Genomic DNA, 18,987 nt, shown 5'->3' with positions numbered 1-18,987 from the left:
CGATTTCGCCTCGCACTGTTCGACCCATGAATGAGAAGGTCGAAGGGCGACCTTCCACAACACAGGAGATTGAGTGCAATGGCCAAGTACATGCTGATCATGCGGGCAACCGACGAATCGTTCGCCAAGTTCGAGAACATCGACTTCAACGAAATCCTCGAAGCGATGGGCAAGTTCAACGACGAACTGATCCGCGCTGGAGTACTGCTCGCTGCTGAAGGACTGGACGATGCAAAGGAAAGCGTCGTGGTCGACTTCACCGGTGACACCCCGGTGGTCACTGATGGCCCGTACGGTGAAACGAAGGAACTGTTTGCCGGTTACTACATCCTGGATGTCGCCTCCAAGCAGGAAGCAATCGAGTGGGCCAAGCGTGCTCCGATGACCGCAGGCAGCAAGACAGAGATCCGCCGGGTCACCAGCATCGACGAATTCCCCCAAGACAACGAATGGATCCAAAAGGAGCGGGCTTGGCGCGAGCGGACCGGACAGCTGTAGACGGGACGGCCATTGCTTCGGGGGAGCACCTGCAATGAGCAGCACCAGACGTGAGCAGCAACTGACGTGAGCAGCAACGAGGTAAGGGCCGCCGTCGAAGCGGTGTGGCGCAGCGAATCCGCCCGCATCGTCGGCGCCCTTGCCCGCTATACAGGGGACTTTCCACTGGCAGAGGACCTCGCACAGGAAGCACTCGCAGAGGCCCTCGTCTCGTGGTCTGTCAATGGCGCACCTGCCGAGCCGGTGGGATGGCTCCTCACAGCGGGTCGTCGTCGTGCCATCGATGCTTTCCGGCGGCGGGCAGCCCTGGACGAGAAATACGCGCTTCTGGCACGCGATCTCACAGAGGAAGAAGCGGGTGTGGATACGCTGTTCAACCCCCAAGCCATTGATGACGATGTCCTGGCCCTGATGTTCATTTCCTGCCACCCCGTGGTGTCCAGGGAGGCCCGGATTGCCATGACACTTCGCGTTGTGGGCGGCATGACCACGGATGAGATCGCCAAGGCATTCCTGGTCCCGGTGCCAACCATCCAGGCGCGCATCACCAGGGCAAAGAAGACTCTCGCCGCTGCCCGCATCCCGTTTGCAGTGCCCGAGGCCGATCAGGTTCCTGAGCGGCTTGGTTCGGTGCTGAATGTCCTCTACCTGATCTTCACGGAGGGGGCCTACGCTTCCGGAGGAGAAAACTGGATGCGCACCGAGTTGGCGAGTGAAGCACGTCGACTTGCCCGGGTGTTGGTCCGCGTGGCGCCGGAACCCGAAGCATTCGGATTGCTGGCACTGATGGAACTCACAGCCGCGCGATTCCCGGCAAGGCTCGACGCAGCTGGCCAACCGGTACTGCTGGAAGACCAGGATCGACGTCGGTGGGATCAGTCAGCAATCCGGCGCGGACGCGCAGCACTTTCGACGGCGGTGGATGCGGGCCGTGGGCTCGGCGCCTACGGGCTCCAGGCTTCCATTGCCGAATGCCATGGTGTGGCACGCACGGTGGAGGACACAGACTGGGAGCGAATCGTGGTCCTGTACGAGTCACTTGGGCGACTCACGCCGTCGCCAATCATTGATTTGAACCATGCCGTCGCCGTCTCCATGGCCTCTGGCCCGGCCGCCGGACTGGACCTCGTTGACGGATTGGCGGCCCGGGGTGAACTCAAGGGATCGCATCTCTTGCCGGCGGTCAAGGGCGAGCTGCTGTCGCGGCTTGGGCGCCGAGAAGAAGCCAACGAGGCTTTTCACCAGGCTCTTGAACTGTGCTCAAACGGCGCGGAACGCTTGGCCCTTGAGCGAAAGATTAGGGACTTGCAACTCATGTAGCGCCAACAACGGGCCGCGCGAATGGGTACACCTCAGCTGCACTCCGCGTCTGGTCGTCGTGAGGCGCAATTTAGCGCGATGGCACTCTTATGTTCTGAGGGGTGTGTGGTGGTGGTTGCGTCGGGGTGTTTGTTTGGGGTCGATGTGTGTCGGTGGGGTGAACCAGGGCACGCCGGTGGTCATGTCGATCCGCCATTGTTCTTTGTGGATGAGGTGGTGGTGGTGGCTGCAGAGCAGGGTGCCGTTCTCGGTTCCTGTGGTGCCGCCGTGTGACCAGTAGGTGATGTGGTGGGCTTCGCACCAGGGGGCGGGCATGGTGCAGTCGGGGAACGCGCAGCCGCCGTCGCGGGCGGTGATGGCTTTGCGGATGTGGGGTGGGAAGATCCGGGTGGTGCGGCCGATGTCCAGGACGCGGGAGTCGCTGCCGAGCAGGACGGGGAGGATGTCGGCGTCGCAGGCGATTTTGCGGATGGTGTTGGGGTGCATCGGACCCAGGAACGTTGCTGTGCCGGTGCTGAGTCGTTGGTGGTCGGTGCGTCGTTCGAAGAGGTCGCGTTCGTCGATGGTGAGGGTGAGTTGGGGTCGGAGTCCGCCGTTGGCTGGCAGTTTCCCGGTGGTCATCGCGACGGCGCAGGCTCCGACGAGTCCGTCGAGGAGTTTCATGGGGCGGGAACGCCGGTCCAGGTCCGGTCCGGTGGGATTACTATCCGTGGTGAGTCGGGGGTTGGTGGCGACGTTCATGGCGGTGGTGAGGGTTTCGTATTGTTCGGCGGTGGCGAAGATTTCGATGTGGTGGAGCCCGTGGCGGCGTCGGCGGCGGAAGAACGCGCCTTGGAGTTGGCGGAGGATTTCTTCGCTGGGTTCGGGACCGTCTTGGTCGATCGAATCGACCCAGCGTTTGGCCATTTTGGTGACGAAGTCCGGGTCGGTTTCCACTGCTGTTGCGGTGAGGGCGTGTTCCATCCGGGTGAGGGTGTCGTCATCGGTGAGTTGCCGGACATTTTCCAGTGCGCTGCTGATGATGGTCGCGGACCGGGTGGGTATCTGTGTGGTTTCGAGCGCCTGGGCGAGGATTTCGCGGCGGGGCGGGATGTGTTGCCCGGCGATTCCGGTCCGGGGGAGGACCTGGGAGGCCAGGGCGAGCCGGCGGTTGGCTTCGCTTTTGCTGATCCGCAGGCTGGCGCGGAGGAATTCCGTGGCGTTCCGGTAGCCATCATCGGCCACCGCAGCAGCGTCCGCCGCAGTAACAACTACTGCCGAAGCCACAACACCTGGCCCCGCAGTAGTAGCGGATCCAGCAACAACCCCGGCCGAGTCCGAGCCGGTGGTTGCGGGGTCGGTCCAGCCTGTCTGCCATCCCGTGCCGGCGGCGGATGAGGGCCGCGCCTGCTGGGCTTGCGTGCGGGTCCGCTCAACGGCGTGCGCCGCGATGACCTGCAGATACTCCACGGTCCGGGCAATCTCCTCCACCCGCCCGGCGAAACCAGCGGCCTCGGTAAACCCGAATACCAGGGCACCGGTTACGGTGAAGGAACGCAGGGATTCCAACGCCTCAAAGCTGTCAGCCAGCGCCCCCTCAAGTCCCAGCGCACCCTCAATTCCCTGGGAAACGCTGCGCCCAGGGGAACCGTCAAGTAACAGGGAAACAGGGCGGACCTCAGGGTCCACTTCACCAGGGGCGGCGAAGGGCAGTGGTTCCAAGCCGCGAAGCAGCTCGACTTCACAGTCCACTTCATCAGGCTCAGAGAAGGGCCCTGGTTCAATGCCGCGAAGCAGCCAAATGCCCCTGGGGTTGTCCGAATCGGTGACTACCGCCGTCGGGCTTTCACAGCGCGCATCCGCGTTGGCAGGTAGGTCATGGCTTGCTCGGGAAACTCCTCCGGGGCGCAACGCGGCGCCAGACATCACTGCCCGACGCGCCAACATCTCCCCAATACTTCCCATGGATAAACCCTCTCATTGGGGTCTGACATTTTTAGGAAGCCCGCGAAAAGCCCTCAGCCCGGATAGCCATACTCCTCATCTGTCACTAGCTCGCCCCACGTAGTTTCGGAACCGTCGGTGGCTCCGGTGGTTTCCCACATGGCAAGGTGGCTCATGAAATGCTCCGGAGCAGCCCCATGCCAGTGCCATTCGCCCGGCGGGGTGTAGATGGTGTCACCTTGACGGATCACCTTAACCTCGCCTCCGCGTGCCTGGACCAGGCCTACACCGTCCGTCACATGGAGGGTCTGTCCAACCGCGTGGGTGTGCCACGCCGTTCTAGCGCACGGAGCGAAGCGGACAATGTTCACCCGCAATCGGGAGGGCTCGTTTCCCTTGGCGATGACGTCGAAGTAGACGTCGCCGGTGAAGAGCCCTGATGGTCCCTTGGTACTGGTGGTTTTGGGGGTAATGTCCATGGTTCCTTTGTGGTTCCAGAATTAGTTGCGGTTCGTCTTGCGAAGGTCGTGGCCGAATTCAGACGTGCCAGGTTCAGACACGAGCGTGGTTGCAGCCCAACTCGCCAGTAACCGCAGGGCATCCTCGGTTCCGGTGCCAGGCTCCGCGTTGTAGATGGTCATGGTCAGGCCGTCGTCGGCGGAGAGCTCAAACGCCTCGTAGAGAGTGTGCAGGTCCCCGACGATCGGATGGTGAAACTGCTTTTTCCCGGTGTAATGCTGCCGGACGTTGTGGGACGCCCAGCGCATACGGAATTCCTCGCTGCGGGTGGACAGCTCACCTACGAGGTCAGTGAGGCCACGGTCGTAAGGATCTCGCCCAGCCTCGGTACGCATGATGGCCACAGTGTCATTGGCAGCCCGTTCCCAATCGGTGTAGAAGTCATGGCTGCGGGGATCGAGGAAGAGGAAACGGGCAAGGTTGGGCGGCCCGGAAGGGGTGTCGTAGCTGTCCGCGTACAGTGCCCTGCCCAAAGCGTTGGTAGCGAGGATATCGAGCCGGCCATTGCGGACGAAGGCCGGCGCATGCGTGATCGCGTCCAAGGTGAGTTGGACACCCTGACGGATGGACTGCTTCCGAACCGGACAACGCCGCAACCGACCGCCGTCGTTGGCCGCACGGGCGAGGTCGAAGAGGTGTGCCCGTTCGGCGTCATCCAGTTGCAGGGCGTTGGCCAGAGCCTCGAGGACGCTGTCCGAAACACCTGAGAGATTCCCCCGCTCCAAACGGGTGTAGTACTCAACACTGACGCCTGCAAGCATGGCAACCTCGCCGCGGCGGAGCCCAAGGACGCGCCGATTGCCGCCATAGGCGGCCAGCCCAGCTTGCTCGGGGGTGATCTTCGCTCTTCGGGTAGAGAGGAAATCGCGCGTCTCGGTCCTGTTGTCCATGGTTCCAACGGTATGGCTTTTGGCCCTCCAAGGGAGTCCCTGTCATTACCCCTAACAGCAGTAACTCCTTGCATTTTGGAAAAGAGGGTTAGATGGAAGCATCCACTAATCTTCATCACGCAGGAGAAACATGCCTTCCGCTAACGCTTATGCTTCACCTTCGGCCACGGGCGACCTCACCCTGACCACCATCGAACGTCGCGAAGTTGGACCTCACGACGTCCACATCGACATCAAATTCGCCGGTATCTGCCACTCTGATATCCATACTGTCCGGGGCGATTGGGGTCCCCAGCGGTACCCGCTCGTCCCCGGCCACGAGATTGCCGGGATCGTTACCGAAGTCGGTCCGGAGGTCACCAAGCACAAAGTGGGCGACCGCGTAGGTGTTGGCTGCATGGTCAACTCCTGTAAAGAGTGCAGGAACTGCCTGGCGGGCGAGGAACAGTATTGCCTCAACGGCAACGTGGGCACCTACGGCGCGGTCGACCGTGATGGCACCATCACCCAGGGCGGATACTCCAGCAACGTCGTCGTGAACGAGGACTTTGTCGTCACCATCCCTGAAGCGCTGGACCTCGACGTCGCCGCACCGCTTCTGTGCGCTGGCATCACGACGTTCTCCCCGCTGCAGCACTGGGACGCCGGTCCTGGCAAGAAGGTCGCGATCGTGGGCTTGGGCGGCCTGGGACACATGGGCGTCAAGATTGCCGACGCCATGGGTGCCGAGGTGACGGTCCTCTCGCAGTCCCTGAAGAAGATGGAAGACGGCCTGAAGCTGGGCGCAGACCACTACTACGCCACCAGTGATCCGGCCACGTTCGAGCAGCTGGCAGGGACGTTTGACCTCATCATCAACACGGTCAGCGCGTCCATCGACATCAGCGCTTACCTGCAACTGCTGAGCCTTGACGGCACGCTGGTGAACGTTGGTGCACCCGCCGAACCGTTGCCCGTGAATGCTTTCGCACTCATTGGTGGGCGCCGCAGGTTCGCCGGCTCCATGATTGGCGGAATCCGTGAAACGCAGGAGATGTTGGACTTCTGTGCCGAGCACGGGCTCGGTGCTGAGATCGAGGTCATCCCTGCCAGCAAGATCAATGAAGCCTATGAGCGCGTGCTCGCTTCCGATGTGCGTTATCGCTTCGTGATTGACACGTCCACCATTGGCTAGCACACCGACCCAAGAGCAATAACGTTGAAGGGGCCACGCCTCCTCGCAGCCGTCAGGTTCACCGAGGAGGCGTGGCCTTTTTAGTGCTGGCAAGCAGGGACAATGGTGTGGTGACTTTCAGACTGGACACCATCGGCGCAGGACTGGTTTTCGCTGATTCGTTGGGAAGGCTCGCCACCGCTTTGGAGAGCCAGGGCGACGGCGGAACGGTGGTCGTCCAGGCACCGCCCGGGACGGGAAAGACCACCCTGGTTCCTCCACTGCTGGCCAATCTCGTGGGGGAGAGGCACCCCGGCCAGCCGCGCGTCGTCGTCACCCAACCGCGCAGGGTGGCCGCGCGTTCAGCGGCCCGCCGTCTTGCCTCACTCGACGGCAGCCGTCTGGGCGGTCGGGTGGGTTATACAGTCCGCGGCGAAAGCATCGCTGGTTCGGACACTGTGGTGGAGTTCGTCACTCCCGGCATTCTCCTGCGGCGCCTCCTGGCTGATCCCGGACTCGAGGGAACGCAAGCGGTGATCCTGGATGAGGTCCACGAGCGTGGACTCGAAACCGACCTGCTCGTGGGCATGCTCGCGGAAGTCCAGGAACTCCGTGGCGACCTCACACTGGTGGCCATGTCGGCGACCGTTGACGCCACGCGTTTCGCCGCCCTGCTGGGGCAAAGCGGGACGGGGCGAACCGGCTTGGGGGAGGCCGACGACGGCACGCCGGCTCCCGTCGTCGACTGTCCTTCCGTGCTTCATGCCCTGGAGGTCGACTGGATTCCTGCCTCAGGTCCGCGCCTGGACGAGCGCGGCGTTGCCTACAGCTTCCTCAATCATGTTGCCGCAACAACGGTGGCCGCGCATGAGCAGGCCCTCATACATGACCCCGACGTTGACGCGCTGGTCTTCCTCCCGGGCGTGCGTGAAGTGTCCGACGTCGCCAGCCGGCTCCGCGGGCGGGTCCGGGCAGGCGTTGAGGTACTTGAGCTGCACGGCCAGATCGGTCCCGACGCCCAGGACCGGGCGGTTTCAGGCCGGGAACCCGGCGGCCCTCCTCGAATTATCGTGTCAACGGCGTTGGCCGAGTCGTCACTCACGGTGCCGGGCGTCCGGCTCGTCATAGATTCCGGCCTGTCACGTGAACCGCGTCGTGACGCGGGCAGAGGCATGTCAGGACTGGTGACGGTGTCCTGCTCGAAGGCTTCGGCCGATCAGCGGGCCGGCCGCGCAGCGCGCCAAGGACCAGGCAGGGTGGTTCGGTGCTACGACCAGCAGGCCTTCGCCGCCGCGCCAGCGCATCAAACCCCTGAGATTTCGGTGGCCGACCTCACCAGCGCCGCTTTGGTGCTCGCTTGCTGGGGAGCCCCCGAGGGCCGTGGGCTCGCACTGCCGGATGCACCACCGCGTGCCGCTATGGAGGACGCCGTCGAGGTCCTGCGGGAACTCGGTGCGGTGACAGTGCAAGGAACTGTCACCGACTTGGGCAGGACGCTCGCGAAGATCCCGGCAGACCCTCGGCTCGCCCGGGCGCTGCTGGACGGTTCAGCGATGGTTGGCCGTCGCCTTGCCGCTGAAACAGTGGCACTGGTAGCCGGTGATCAACGCGCACCGGGTGCTGACCTCACAAAACTGTTGGCGTCAGTTCGTTCCGGATCAGACCCGGCAGCCCGACGATTCGCCGAAGACGTCAAACGGATGGAATCGATCGCGCGCCAGGAAACTTTCGGCATCGCCTATCAACAAGGCATCGATGAGCGACGGGCACTGGACGTTTCAGCGAGGGAGGCGCCCGGGTTCGTCGTCGCCTTGGCCTTCCCTGACCGTATTGCCAGGCGGGTTCCCGGCCAAGGGGCACCAACGTATCTGCTGACCTCGGGCACCAGAGCCGGTCTGCCTGCGGGTAGCCAGCTGGCCGGGCATGACTGGCTGGCCGTGGCGGAGGTTTCCCGCGCCCAAGGCAGGGATGCCGCGGGAACGGGAGCCGTAATCCGATCGGCGGCGCCCTTGTCCGTAGAGCTGGCGGCCGCCGCGGCGCCGGAGCTCCTGATCGAGGAGGTAACAGCACGTTTCGTCCAAGGGCGGGTGACCGCCAGGCTTGAGCGGAAGTTGGGAGCCCTTGTGCTGTCCTCGACGCCCGTGCGCCCCAGCGTAGAGCAGGGCCGTCAGGCTGTTGCGGTTGCACTGGAAAAGGCAGGACTCTCGATGATCGGGTGGTCCGCTGCGGCGGATGCGCTGCGCCGGCGTCTGTCCCTGTTGCACCGGGAGCTGGGCGATCCGTGGCCCGATGTCACCGAATCCGCGTTGTTGGCAAGGTTGGATGACTGGCTTGCCCCGGAGCTCGAATCCATGTCCACCGGCACCCCGGCCACCGCCATTGACCTCGGCGATCCACTTCGGCGCCTGCTCCCATGGCCCGAGGCTTCCAACATGGACAGCCTGGTGCCCGAGCGCCTTCAGGTGCCCAGTGGCTCGCGGGTGCGAATCGAGTACCCCGAGGTCTCTGAGGGCTCCGGGCACCCCGATCGAAAGGATACGGAGCACGACGGCGGCAGCCCGGTGGTGGCGGTCAAGCTGCAGGAATGTTTCGGCTGGGACCGCACGCCTCGCCTTGTTGGCGGAAGGGTGCCGGTGCTTTTCCACCTTTTGTCTCCCGCAGGCAGGCCGTTGGCGGTGACAGGTGATCTCGCATCGTTCTGGTCCGGGCCCTACGCCCAGGTTCGGGCAGAGATGCGTGGGCGCTACCCCAGGCATCCCTGGCCCGAAGATCCTTGGACGGCACTAGCCACGGCCAAAACCAAGAACCGCATGTAGCCCGCCCCATCAAAAGGGCTGGCCCGATCAACAATGCTAGGCGAGCCTTTCCAGCATGTACTGGATTTCGCCGTCCACGAACGTGCCCAGCACGCTGCTGGAGGCAAACTCATCCGGGGCGGTGGTCAGTGGATCGCGCTCGAACGCGGTGAAGTCGGCGCGTTTACCCACCGTGATCGAGCCCGAAACGTCCCACAGTCCTGCAGCGCGTGCGGCGTGCGAGGTGTAGCCCTCAAGCGCCTGGAGTGCGGTGAGTGCCTGGGAAGGTGCGATGGGTTCCTGCTCCGGATGTCCGGAACGACGGCGCAACTGGGCGTCTGCAATGATCGGCAAGGGGTCGTAGGGAGCGATCGGCCAGTCGGAGCCGATGCCCACGGTAACTCCAGCCTCACGGAGGTCCCTGCAACGCCATGCGCGGTCGGCACGGACCTTGCCAAGCCTGGTGGACCAGTTGTCACTGTGGTCCGCCACGGAATAGTGCGTGCAGTGCGTGGGCTGCATGCTCGCCACCACTTCGGCGTGCTGGAAGCGTTCCACCAGCTGGTCGGGCACCGTCTCGATGTGTTCAATCCTGTGAACCGTCTGGCGGAGCACGTCCGAGGGCACAACACCGCGGAGCGACTCCAAGGCGTCCAGCACATGTTCCACGCCGGCATCGCCAATGGCGTGGGTCGCCGTCGGGATGCCGCGGGAGGCAAAGTAGCGAACCGCTGCTGTGTATTCTTCCGGCCGTGGCCAGAATGGCGCCGTGGATTGGCCGTACAGGTCCGGCTCGTAAAGCCACGCGGTCCCGTTGTCCACGGTTCCGTCAACGAACAGTTTGATGGCCTCGACGGACCAGCGGCGTCCGCCGGTGCCTATGGTGTGGGCAAGTCCCTTCCACTCAGCCTCGCCAGTGCCCGGCATGCACCATGGCGCACTCCGCAGCCGCAGGGGCAGCTCGCCGTCGGCTTCCAAAGCCTGAAAAAGGGCGGCCGACTCCTCGTGGTGGTCCATGACGTGCCCGCCGGTCAGGCCGGACAGGGCGAAGTCCCGGAGCAAGTTGCCCAGGCGGGTCTTCCGTTCCTCAAACGATTCCTTGGGAATGTGACGCTGCACCAGATCAATGGCCGCCGCTTCCAGGAGCATCCCGGTGGGGAGGCCCTCGGCATCGCAGACCACCTCGGCGCTCTGGTCAAATTCAACACGGCCGTGGATCCCAGCCAGTTCCAGGGCCCGGCTGTTCGCCAACGCGGAATGGCCGTCGAACAACCGGATCATGGCTGGCCGGTCACCGGAGACCTCGTCGATCACGTTCCGGTGCAGGGGCACTGGCCCAAACGCGTTCGGGTTCAGGCCCCAGGCACGCAACCAGCCGCCGTCGTTTTGTGATGCGAAGCTTGCTGATTCTGCCTGCAGCAGCGCCCGTACTTCAGCCAAAGTGGATGCGCCGGACAGATCGCAGCCAATGGTCAGGTCCAGGCCAAACACAGGGTGGATGTGGCAATCAACCAGGCCTGGCGTCAGCGTGGCACTGCCAAGATCCACTATTCGCGTGCCTGGCTGACGCCACTCCTGGGCGTCCTCCCTGGATCCGACGGCGGCGATCAAACCGTCCCTGACGGCGACGGCCTGAATAGCCGGACCCGAACTGTTAGCCGGGCGGTCGTCGAGCGTGTGGATGGTGTCAGCAAGCACGATGAGGTCAGGAGTCATGGGTTTCGAAGCTTCCAATCCGGGCAAAGATGGCGGGGCGGGTGGTGCGCAATCTGCGGGCGATCAGCAGGCCGGCCAGGAAAACAAGGGGCGTCACCAGCATGAGAACGGTGTTGGTGAGGGCATCGGCGAACGTCAGGAGTTCGATGTTGATGGCGATCAACGCAACCACGCCAAACAGCAGGATGGCTGACGCAATGCTCAAGGGAATGAGTAGCCTGTTGGTCACGGCGTCAGGGTTGCGCCGCAGGTAGATGAAAGCTGCCACGGAAACCAGTCCCTGCAAGGCGACAATGCCGAAGATGCCGGGAGTGTTGACCCAGATCAGCAGCTGTTTGTAGGGATCAGCGCCGGCGATGGCGCAAATGATGATGACGACGGCGGCGAGGGCTGTCTGGATTTGCCCGGCGCGGAGCGGGGACTTGAACTTCGGGTGGGTCCTGCCGAGGAATGCGGGAAGGACGCCGTCTTTGGCGAGCATGTAAACGTAGCGATTGATGGCATTGTGGAACGCGAGCTGGGAGGCATACACGCTGGTCACGATCAGTACGTACATGACAACTTCTGCCCAAGGACCCACGTAATGGTTGATCGTGGCGAAGAACATGCCGTCCGCCAATTCACCGGCAGCAGCCATCACGTCGCCATCTCCATAGGCCTGGATGACTGTCCACACGATGAAGGCGTAGAACACGGACATGAAGCCGACGGCAATGTATGTTGCCCGCGGCACGGACTTGTCAGGGTTGCGGGCCTCACGGCGGTACAGCACCGTGGACTCAAAGCCCATGAACGCGGCGAAGCAGATGGCCAGGATGGCCAGGACGCCAGGGGTAAAGGCGTGCTCGGGGGAGAATGAGGCAACGCTGATGCCTTGCGCGCCGCCGTTGGCCAGAATTCCAGCACCCATGACGGCAAGAATGGCGGTCTCGGCAATGAGCAGTACGCCCAGGACCTTGGCCCCAACATCAATGCCCCGATAGCCAAGGAACCAGACGGCGGCCACGGCTGCCAGCGCTACCGCCGGCCATGGGACGTCCAAGCCGAAGAGTGTCCGGAGCATGGCCTGGGTCTGGACTGCAAAGAGTCCATAAACGCCGATCTGCAGGCAGTTATAAGAAACGATGGCGAGAATGGCCGAGGCCAGCCCCACCGTTTTTCCCATGGCCAGGGTGATGTAGGTGTAGAAGCCGCCGGCTGCTTTGACGTGCTTGGTCATGGCCATGAAAGCCACGGCGAAGATCAAGAGAACGGCGCCGGCGATGATGTAGCCCATGGGGGCGCCAATGCCCCCGATGCCAATGGCCACAGGTGCCACGCCGGCCATTACGGTCAAGGGGGCTGCTGCGGAGATCACCAGGAAGGCAATGCCGCCGGTGCCGATGGCATTCTTCTTGAGCCCGTTTCCAGCATCCGCTTCAGGAGGGCGGGTTTCGATTTCAGACATGGTGTCCTCGGAGGTCTAATGCGGGGAGATTCAGGGGAGGAGCCGATCGATAAGCGAAAGGCTTTCGTTTATCGTAAGGCCTTGTGATGGGGCGCACAATACCTTTGCCCAAACTTCTGGCTAGAGTCGTAACAACACTTTGATTGGAGAACCCAATGCCACGCCCGCTGGTTCCGCTGATTTCCATCGACGCACTCGTCACGGCCGCCTTGGAGCTGGTAGACGAGGCCGGCGACTTCAGCCTGCCCAAACTGGCCAAGAGGATCGGCGTCAGCCAATCGTCCATCTACAATCACGTCAGCGGCCGGGAAGAAATACTGGAGCTCATGCGCGGGCGGATCATCGCCGAGAGCCCCTACACCCTCCATGAAGGGCAGGACTGGGAGGAGGCCCTCAGAGTTATTGTCCGCAGCTACCGTGACGCGTTCGCCCGGCATCCCCGCCTGGCCCCCCTGCTGGTGTTGCAAACGGTGCAGGACGATCAAGTGCTCGCTCTCTACGAGAACCTGGCCGTCGCCCTGGAAAAGGCCGGTTTCCAGGGACAGGATGTGGTCTCGGCGATCTCCACCATTGACAGTTTTGCCTTGGGATTTGCGTTGGACCTGGCAGCTCCCGACGTCGTGTGGGCACCTCCGGTTCACGGCTACCCGACCCTTACCCAGGCGTTGGCGCACGCCGGTCCGCCGGACCAGCGTGGTGAAGCGGCCTTCGATTTCGGTTTGGAGATCCTGGTAGCGGGACTCCGTTCACGCCTCAAATCCTCGGTGCTGTGAACGGGGCTGTGAACCCTGCTGTGAACTTGCTGCAAACCTGGTGGGCGGCTGTGGTCCGTGGCTTCACCGACGTCCAGACTACTGTCGTGCCCCTGCCAGCGTTGTTGGCGATTCTCGCTGGAGCCACCATTCTGAGCATCCCTCGAGCCACGTGGCGATGGTTTGGTCTCTACGTGACATTCGTCCATGAGCTTGGCCACGCATATGCCGCCCTCATGACGGGGCGATTTGTCCACAGTCTTCGAATCGGACTGGATCATTCGGGTCGCCTCGTCAGCAGCGGCCGGAGCCCTTTCGGTGCGGCTTGGTCAGGGTTCTGGGGTTATCCCGCCCCGGCAGTCGTGGGACTTGCCTTAATTGCTGCGTTCGCCGCGGGCCGATCAGGAGCCGCGATGTCTGTGGGTGCCCTCATCCTGCTGGTCTCCCTGATTTTCCTGCGCAACCTGACAGGGATCCTCGTGGCGGTTGTCAGCGCAGCTATCGCCCAGCTTTTGCTCCTCTTCGGATCGCCCACCATCGTCAACTACATTGTGCTGGCCCTGGGGATCGCCCTGTCAGTGGGTGCCGTGCGGGACCTCTTCAAGCTCGCCGGCGTCCATACACGGCGCCGGGACCGGCTCGCAGCGTCGGACGCCTACATCCTTGGCCGAACCACGGGTGTCCCGTCGTTCCTGTGGCTGACAGGATTCTCCGTGGTCATCACAGGGAGCACAGTCACCTCAGCATGGTTGTTATGGGGGATGGTCGCGGCCTAGAACCCCTTGGCCACTTCGCGCTGGCTCTTCGTCCGCGGCTGGGTCTTGCCCTGTGGTCGCCTCAGGGTGTCCAATCCTCTTACACGTTCGAACCTTTCGGCGCGTTCGAACTCCGAGCTTGGATAGGACACCAGGAGGTGCTCATGTCCGCGAAGGGCACACGGGAGACGGCCAAGGCGGCCGGACCCGGCACACCCGAGTCCCGGCGAAGCGAGAACGGAACGGCTCTGGCGGCAAGTGATCCTGCCAAGATACGCAACGTGGCACTCGTAGGGCATTCAGGTGCAGGGAAGTCGATGCTCGTTGAGGCGCTGTTGGCTGCCACCGGTGCCATCACCCGGATGGGTTCCATCGCTGAGGGAACAACTGTCAGCGATTCAGACCCTTCAGCCATCCATCAGCAGAGGTCCGTCACCATGTCAGTGGCCCCGATCCTGGTGGGCGAGGTCAAAGTGAACCTGATCGACACTCCGGGGTACACGGATTTCACGGGGGAATTACGAGCAGGGTTGAGGGCCGCCGATGCGGCCCTCTTTGTCGTCTCCGCCGTGGACGGCATCGACGGCGCCACCATCGCCTTGTGGGGTGAATGCGAGAAGATCCGCATGCCGCGGGCTGTAGTAGTCAGCCGCCTGGACCACCCCCGCGCGGACTTCAGCGCCGCCGTCGTACGTTGCCAGGAAGCCTTCGGTGAGTCTGTCCTCCCTCTGTATCTGCCCTCTGGCGGAGGGTTGGCAGGGGTGCTCGAGGGGAACAACGATGATCCCGTCGTGGAGGAAGCCCGCGGCCCCTTGATTGAAGGCATCATTGCCGAAAGCGAAGACGAGACCTTGATGAACCGCTATCTGGGCGGTGAAGAGTTGCCCTTGGAAGACCTCATCAAGGACCTGGAGACGGCTGTGGCCAGGGGCTCCTTCTTCCCGGTGATGGCTACTTCGGCGGAAACGGGTTTGGGGCTTCCCGAGCTCATGGCACTGATGATTGATGCCTTGCCGTCGCCGTTGGAGCGCACCGCGCCCCCGGTGATGAAACTCGATGGATCCTCTCTGAAGCCACTGGAGTGCGACCCGGCAGGACGCCTCGCTGCCGAGGTGGTGCGGACGACGGTGGACCCGTTCCTGGGCCGCGTCTGCCTGGTCCGTGTTTTTTCCGGCACCCTCGGTGAAGATTCAGCCATCCACATCGGCGGCAGGGGATTGGCGGACAGGGGCCACGAGGACCACGACAGCGATGAACGCGTCACGCATCTGTACTCGCCCGTCGGATCAAGCCTGAAGGCTGTTTCGCAGTGCGTCGCCGGTGACATTTGCGCTATCAGCAAGCTGGCAAACGCGGAAACCGGGGACACTGTCTCGGACAAGGACGCCCCACTGTTGATCGAAACCTGGAACATGCCTGAGCCGCTGATGCCCATCGCGATCGAAGGAGTGTCCCGCAGCGACGAGGACGCGCTGGCCAAGAGCATCGGTAAGGTAGTCGCCGCAGATCCGACGCTTCGGGTGGAACGCAACCAGGACACGCACCAGTTGATTCTTTGGTGCATGGGTGAGGCGCATGCCGAAGTGATATTGGACAGGCTGCGCAACCAGGGCGTCAAGCTTCAAACTGTGGAGGTCATCACGCCGCTGCGTGAGACCTTCGCCAGCAAGGCCGCAGGGCACGGCCGGCATGTCAAGCAATCAGGCGGACACGGACAGTTCGCCATCTGCGACATCGAAGTTGAGCCGTTGGCGCGCGGGGAGGGGTTTGAATTCGCTGACAAGACGGTGGGCGGTGTTATTCCCGGAACGTTCGTCACTTCCGTGGAGAAGGGCGTGCGCTCCCAGATGCTCAAGGGCGTTTCCGCTGGGTTCCCCGTGGTGGATATCAAGGTCACCTTGGTGGGCGGAAAAACGCACAGCGTGGATTCCTCAGATGCAGCCTTCCAGGCAGCCGGTGCATTGGCGCTTCGAGAAGCCGCGTCAACGGCCAGGATCCAGCTTCTGGAACCCGTGTCCGCCGTGGTGGTCAGCGTCCCGGACGAACACGTGGGGGCGGTGATGAGTGATTTGTCGGGTCGGAGGGGACGGGTGACCGGAACTACGGCAGCCAACGGCGAAGGTACTGAGATCACCGCAGAAGTCCCCGACCAGGAGCTTCTGCGCTACGCCGTTGAACTTCGGGCGCTCACGGCGGGTACGGGGCGCTTCCGGCGATCGTATCTGCGCCACGAACCGGTGCCGAAGTAGTTCCTCAACTGTTTTCCCTCATGAACCCCGCTACCGCGGGTGCAAGCGAGGCACCTATCTCAGCGGCACTGCGCTTGAGGCCCTTGACCACAAACGAATGGTCGGCATTTTCGCTCCACTGGAAAGTCGCCGTCGGGCCTATCCTGGCCACTACCGACTCCAGAAGTTCCGGCGTCGCGAAGGTATCGCGAGTGCCTTGGAGGAAGAGCATGGGCACCGTTATCCCATAGAGGTGTTCATCGCGGAGCTTCTCCGGTTTGCCCGGTGCGTGGAGGGGATAACCGAGGTACACCAGGCCAGCCGCGGGCATTCCCTCAGCCACGGCCATGGATGCCATCCGACCCCCAAAGGATTTTCCGCCGGCCCACAACGGTTCATCGCCTGCGAGATCCGCGGCCTTTTCCATGACGGCCCGCCACGTGGCAATCGCTGCGGGCGGACGGTCGGGGAAACGGCGTCCGGCTTCCCGGTACGGAAAATTGAAGCGCAGCGTACTGACGCCTTCCTCCGCCATCGCTTCGGCAAATCCCTGCAGGAAGGGGTGTTCCTTTCCGGCTCCGGCACCGTGGGCAACTACGAGGGTCGCGAACGACTTCTCCGGACGGACGTGGATCGCCGATACCTTGGTGTCTCCCACGGCAACAGTCAGGGCGGTTTCAGTGTTTGGCATGTATCCATCATGGTGCAGTTTGGCCTTTGAGCTGTCAGGCACTACTTCACGCCGCCCGAAAAAAGGAACGCAGGATGCTGACGTGAACGCCCTTGACGGGGTAGCTTGTGGCCATGGCGAGCGAATCAGCAACAGTCTCCGTGCCCGGTCCCGAGGGCCCCCGCGAAGTCCGGATTTCAAGTCCAAGCCGCGTCATGTGGCCCGAGGCCGGACTGACAAAACTGGACCTGGCCAATTACTTGGTGGATGTGGGCGATGCTTTTGTGGCGGCCAACGGCAACCGGCCCGTCAGCCTCCAGCGGTACTCGGGCAACATCGAGGGGGAGATGTTCTTCTCCAAGAACCCTCCCAAGGGTGCCCCGGACTACGTCCGCTCGGTCATGGTGACCTATCCGAGTGCCCGGACCCATCCGCAGTTGGTGATCGACGAACCCGCGGCCGCGGTGTGGGCAGCGCAAATGAACACGGTCGTCTTCCACCCGTGGGCTTCCCGTGCCAACGATCCCGACAATCCCGACCAGCTGCGTATCGACCTCGATCCGCAGCCGGGAACGGACTTTGATGACGCCATACCGGCCGCGCAGGAACTGCGTGCGTTGTTGGACGAAGCCGGGCTGACGGCCTTCATCAAGACCTCGGGCAACCGGGGATTGCATGTGTATGCGCCCATCCACCCCAAGCATGAATTCCTGGAAGTGCGCCACGCGGTGATCGCTGCTGGCCGGGAGTTGGAGCGACGGATGCCCGAGAAGGTCACCACGGCATGGTGGAAAGAAGAACGCGGGACCAGGATCTTCGTGGACTTCAACCAGGCCAACCGCGACAGGACGATTGCCGGTGCGTACAGCCCGCGTGCCGTGCCAAATGCACAAGTATCGTGCCCGTTGGCGTGGGAAGAGCTGGAAAATGCAGATCCGGCTAAATACACCATCACCACAGTTCCGGATCGGCTGAAGAAGACAGGCGACCCGTGGGCCACCATGCATGACAAGCCCGGAGACCTCGACGTCCTTCTGCAATGGTGGGAACGCGACGTCAAGAACGGCCAGGGCGAAATGCCGTTCCCGCCGGAATTTCCCAAGATGCCGGGCGAGCCCATGCGGGTACAGCCGAGCCGGGCGCGGAAGCAGGAGGAGTAAACGCAGGAGCAGGTGTGCATCCAGGTCCACGCAGGGGAATTGTGACCGCAGCGCTTGTCTGCGGCCTGTTCCTGGCTGACTGCACGGGCGAACCGCAGCCCAACCCGCTTCCGCCGCCACCCGTGACAAGCTCGACGTCGATCCCTCCCACAGTGCCCACGCCGCCATCGGGGAGGGCACAGTCCCCGACGGCATCAGCCTCACCACCAACAACACCCGCCTTTGCCGAACTGCAGGCAGCATTGGAACTCTTCAGCCGGGAGATGCTCCAGAACGGTGCCCCCGCGGTGCTGATAGAGGCCAGGGCCGGCCAACAAGTGTGGAGGCACGCGGCGGGTGTCAGGAGCCTTCACGGAGGTGCTCCTGTGCAGGCGGATGATCCGATCCGGGTGGGCGGGCTTACACGGACCATGGTGGCAGTTTCCGTGTTGAAGCTGGTGGAAGAAGGCCGGCTGGTACTTGAGGATTCGATCGACAAATATCTGCCGGGGATCGACGTCCTCCTGCCGGCAGAGCCGGAGTCTGTGACAGTCCGGCAATTGCTGGGCCACACGGCAGGGACTCCCTATGCCAGCGGACTTTCGGACTATGCAGTCCTTGGCTTTTTGGTGGAGCGGCTCCGGGGCGCTCCTTTGGCCACGGTACTGCGAACGGACATCCTGGATCCCTTGAGTTTGCACTCAACCACGGTGTTGGACGAGGGCCCCCTTTCAAACACCCTGGTCCATGGTTATGCAGTGGTGGGGGGTGAAACGGTGGACATCACGCGTACCGTCCAGCAAGGCGGCCCGGCTTCCGACGGCTTGATCGCCAGCGTTACGGACATCAATGCCTTCTACGCAGCGTTGCTCAAGGGGCGGCTGCTCTTACCGGAGAGCCTGGTGGAGATGAAGGGTTCGGTTTTCGCCGATTACGGATTGGGCCTGGACCACTGGAAGGACACGTGCACCAACGGCTACTATTACGGCCACTCAGGTGACGTACCGGGCTATGGCACCATCTCCATCAGCAGTGCTGATGGGAACCGTCAGCTCACCATTTCCTTGGCCTACCCGCCGTCGCCCCTGTCTACGCAACCTTCGGCCATCGCTTTGGAACTGACAGGACTCGCCCAGGTCGCTTTGAACGCGAGTTGCCGTTTCCAGTTCCGCTGATCGCGGT

Annotated in this window: 15 protein-coding genes; 9 read left to right on the top strand and 6 right to left on the bottom strand. The window is 63.0% G+C overall.

The window, feature by feature from the left end; all coding sequences use genetic code 11:
• The first annotated feature begins 78 nt into the window (after positions 1 to 78).
• Together AB4Z15_RS00365 and AB4Z15_RS00360 are read left to right on the top strand one after the other, a co-directional pair.
• On the top strand, positions 79 to 498 hold the full coding sequence (locus tag AB4Z15_RS00365) for a YciI family protein (RefSeq protein WP_442015526.1): 420 nt from the start codon (positions 79 to 81) through the stop codon (positions 496 to 498).
• Positions 499 to 564: 66 nt separating this feature from the next.
• A complete protein-coding gene (locus AB4Z15_RS00360; protein WP_442015525.1) occupies positions 565 to 1,818 on the top strand; it encodes an RNA polymerase sigma factor in 1,254 nt (417 codons plus the stop codon).
• An 87-nt stretch (positions 1,819 to 1,905) separates the two neighbouring features.
• Here AB4Z15_RS00360 and AB4Z15_RS00355 read toward each other — a convergent pair whose 3' ends face one another.
• The 3 genes from AB4Z15_RS00355 to AB4Z15_RS00345 are packed head-to-tail and all read right to left on the bottom strand — an operon-like array spanning position 1,906 to position 5,150.
• Positions 1,906 to 3,762, bottom strand: a complete 1,857-nt coding sequence (locus tag AB4Z15_RS00355; protein ID WP_442015524.1) for a DUF222 domain-containing protein — start codon at positions 3,760 to 3,762, stop codon at positions 1,906 to 1,908.
• A 53-nt stretch (positions 3,763 to 3,815) separates the two neighbouring features.
• Positions 3,816 to 4,220 (bottom strand): (R)-mandelonitrile lyase, encoded by a 405-nt coding sequence (locus AB4Z15_RS00350; RefSeq protein WP_442015523.1) that lies wholly within the window; start codon positions 4,218 to 4,220, stop codon positions 3,816 to 3,818.
• 21 nt (positions 4,221 to 4,241) lie between these two features.
• Positions 4,242 to 5,150 (bottom strand): helix-turn-helix transcriptional regulator, encoded by a 909-nt coding sequence (locus AB4Z15_RS00345; protein WP_442015522.1) that lies wholly within the window; start codon positions 5,148 to 5,150, stop codon positions 4,242 to 4,244.
• A gap of 130 nt (positions 5,151 to 5,280) precedes the next feature.
• Between AB4Z15_RS00345 and AB4Z15_RS00340 the strand changes: the two genes are divergently transcribed.
• Together AB4Z15_RS00340 and hrpB are read left to right on the top strand one after the other, a co-directional pair.
• Positions 5,281 to 6,324 (top strand): NAD(P)-dependent alcohol dehydrogenase, encoded by a 1,044-nt coding sequence (locus tag AB4Z15_RS00340; RefSeq protein WP_442015521.1) that lies wholly within the window; start codon positions 5,281 to 5,283, stop codon positions 6,322 to 6,324.
• Between the two features lie 83 nt (positions 6,325 to 6,407).
• Positions 6,408 to 9,119 carry an ATP-dependent helicase HrpB gene (hrpB, locus tag AB4Z15_RS00335; RefSeq protein ID WP_442015905.1) on the top strand — a complete coding sequence of 904 codons (2,712 nt, stop codon included), beginning with the start codon at positions 6,408 to 6,410 and terminating at the stop codon, positions 9,117 to 9,119.
• A 36-nt stretch (positions 9,120 to 9,155) separates the two neighbouring features.
• Here hrpB and AB4Z15_RS00330 read toward each other — a convergent pair whose 3' ends face one another.
• On the bottom strand, positions 9,156 to 10,814 hold the full coding sequence (locus tag AB4Z15_RS00330) for an amidohydrolase (protein ID WP_442015520.1): 1,659 nt from the start codon (positions 10,812 to 10,814) through the stop codon (positions 9,156 to 9,158).
• Positions 10,804 to 12,261 (bottom strand): APC family permease, encoded by a 1,458-nt coding sequence (locus AB4Z15_RS00325; protein WP_442015519.1) that lies wholly within the window; start codon positions 12,259 to 12,261, stop codon positions 10,804 to 10,806. Before AB4Z15_RS00325 ends, AB4Z15_RS00330 begins: the two co-directional genes overlap by 11 nt.
• Positions 12,262 to 12,416: 155 nt before the next feature.
• On the opposite strand from AB4Z15_RS00325, the gene AB4Z15_RS00320 reads away from it, so the two are divergent.
• From AB4Z15_RS00320 to AB4Z15_RS00310, 3 genes are all read left to right on the top strand, one after another.
• Entirely contained in the window at positions 12,417 to 13,034 is a 618-nt protein-coding gene (locus tag AB4Z15_RS00320) for a TetR/AcrR family transcriptional regulator C-terminal domain-containing protein (RefSeq protein WP_442015518.1), read from the top strand.
• Between the two features lie 20 nt (positions 13,035 to 13,054).
• Positions 13,055 to 13,789 carry a M50 family metallopeptidase gene (locus AB4Z15_RS00315; protein WP_442015517.1) on the top strand — a complete coding sequence of 245 codons (735 nt, stop codon included), beginning with the start codon at positions 13,055 to 13,057 and terminating at the stop codon, positions 13,787 to 13,789.
• A 143-nt stretch (positions 13,790 to 13,932) separates the two neighbouring features.
• On the top strand, positions 13,933 to 16,017 hold the full coding sequence (locus AB4Z15_RS00310; protein ID WP_442015516.1) for an elongation factor G-like protein EF-G2: 2,085 nt from the start codon (positions 13,933 to 13,935) through the stop codon (positions 16,015 to 16,017).
• Positions 16,018 to 16,021: 4 nt separating this feature from the next.
• On the opposite strand, the gene AB4Z15_RS00305 is transcribed toward AB4Z15_RS00310, so the two are convergent.
• Positions 16,022 to 16,687 (bottom strand): alpha/beta hydrolase family protein, encoded by a 666-nt coding sequence (locus AB4Z15_RS00305; RefSeq protein WP_442015515.1) that lies wholly within the window; start codon positions 16,685 to 16,687, stop codon positions 16,022 to 16,024.
• Between the two features lie 113 nt (positions 16,688 to 16,800).
• Here AB4Z15_RS00305 and ligD point away from each other — a divergent pair, with 113 nt between their 5' ends.
• Entirely contained in the window at positions 16,801 to 17,826 is a 1,026-nt protein-coding gene (gene ligD, locus AB4Z15_RS00300; protein WP_442015514.1) for a non-homologous end-joining DNA ligase, read from the top strand.
• Between the two features lie 41 nt (positions 17,827 to 17,867).
• Entirely contained in the window at positions 17,868 to 18,980 is a 1,113-nt protein-coding gene (locus tag AB4Z15_RS00295; RefSeq protein WP_442015513.1) for a serine hydrolase domain-containing protein, read from the top strand.
• Positions 18,981 to 18,987: the final 7 nt, after the last annotated feature.

Origin of the sequence: Paenarthrobacter sp. 2TAF44 (assembly GCF_052114885.1) — a bacterium.
GTDB lineage: Bacteria > Actinomycetota > Actinomycetes > Actinomycetales > Micrococcaceae > Arthrobacter.
The sequence above is the reverse complement of the archived record's forward strand: the minus strand, read 5'-3'. Positions and strand labels throughout refer to the sequence as shown.

What these genes read in the sequence shown, in the direction of transcription:
- AB4Z15_RS00340 (WP_442015521.1), top strand. Translation starts at nt 5,281, where the DNA reads ATGCCTTCCGCTAACGCTTATGCTTCACCTTCGGCCACGGGCGACCTC.
- AB4Z15_RS00310 (WP_442015516.1), top strand. Translation starts at nt 13,933, where the DNA reads ATGTCCGCGAAGGGCACACGGGAGACGGCCAAGGCGGCCGGACCCGGC.
- AB4Z15_RS00365 (WP_442015526.1), top strand. Translation starts at nt 79, where the DNA reads ATGGCCAAGTACATGCTGATCATGCGGGCAACCGACGAATCGTTCGCC.
- AB4Z15_RS00350 (WP_442015523.1), bottom strand. Translation starts at nt 4,220, where the DNA reads ATGGACATTACCCCCAAAACCACCAGTACCAAGGGACCATCAGGGCTC.
- AB4Z15_RS00305 (WP_442015515.1), bottom strand. Translation starts at nt 16,687, where the DNA reads ATGCCAAACACTGAAACCGCCCTGACTGTTGCCGTGGGAGACACCAAG.
- AB4Z15_RS00345 (WP_442015522.1), bottom strand. Translation starts at nt 5,150, where the DNA reads ATGGACAACAGGACCGAGACGCGCGATTTCCTCTCTACCCGAAGAGCG.
- AB4Z15_RS00330 (WP_442015520.1), bottom strand. Translation starts at nt 10,814, where the DNA reads ATGACTCCTGACCTCATCGTGCTTGCTGACACCATCCACACGCTCGAC.
- AB4Z15_RS00355 (WP_442015524.1), bottom strand. Translation starts at nt 3,762, where the DNA reads ATGGGAAGTATTGGGGAGATGTTGGCGCGTCGGGCAGTGATGTCTGGC.
- AB4Z15_RS00320 (WP_442015518.1), top strand. Translation starts at nt 12,417, where the DNA reads ATGCCACGCCCGCTGGTTCCGCTGATTTCCATCGACGCACTCGTCACG.
- AB4Z15_RS00325 (WP_442015519.1), bottom strand. Translation starts at nt 12,261, where the DNA reads ATGTCTGAAATCGAAACCCGCCCTCCTGAAGCGGATGCTGGAAACGGG.
- ligD (WP_442015514.1), top strand. Translation starts at nt 16,801, where the DNA reads ATGGCGAGCGAATCAGCAACAGTCTCCGTGCCCGGTCCCGAGGGCCCC.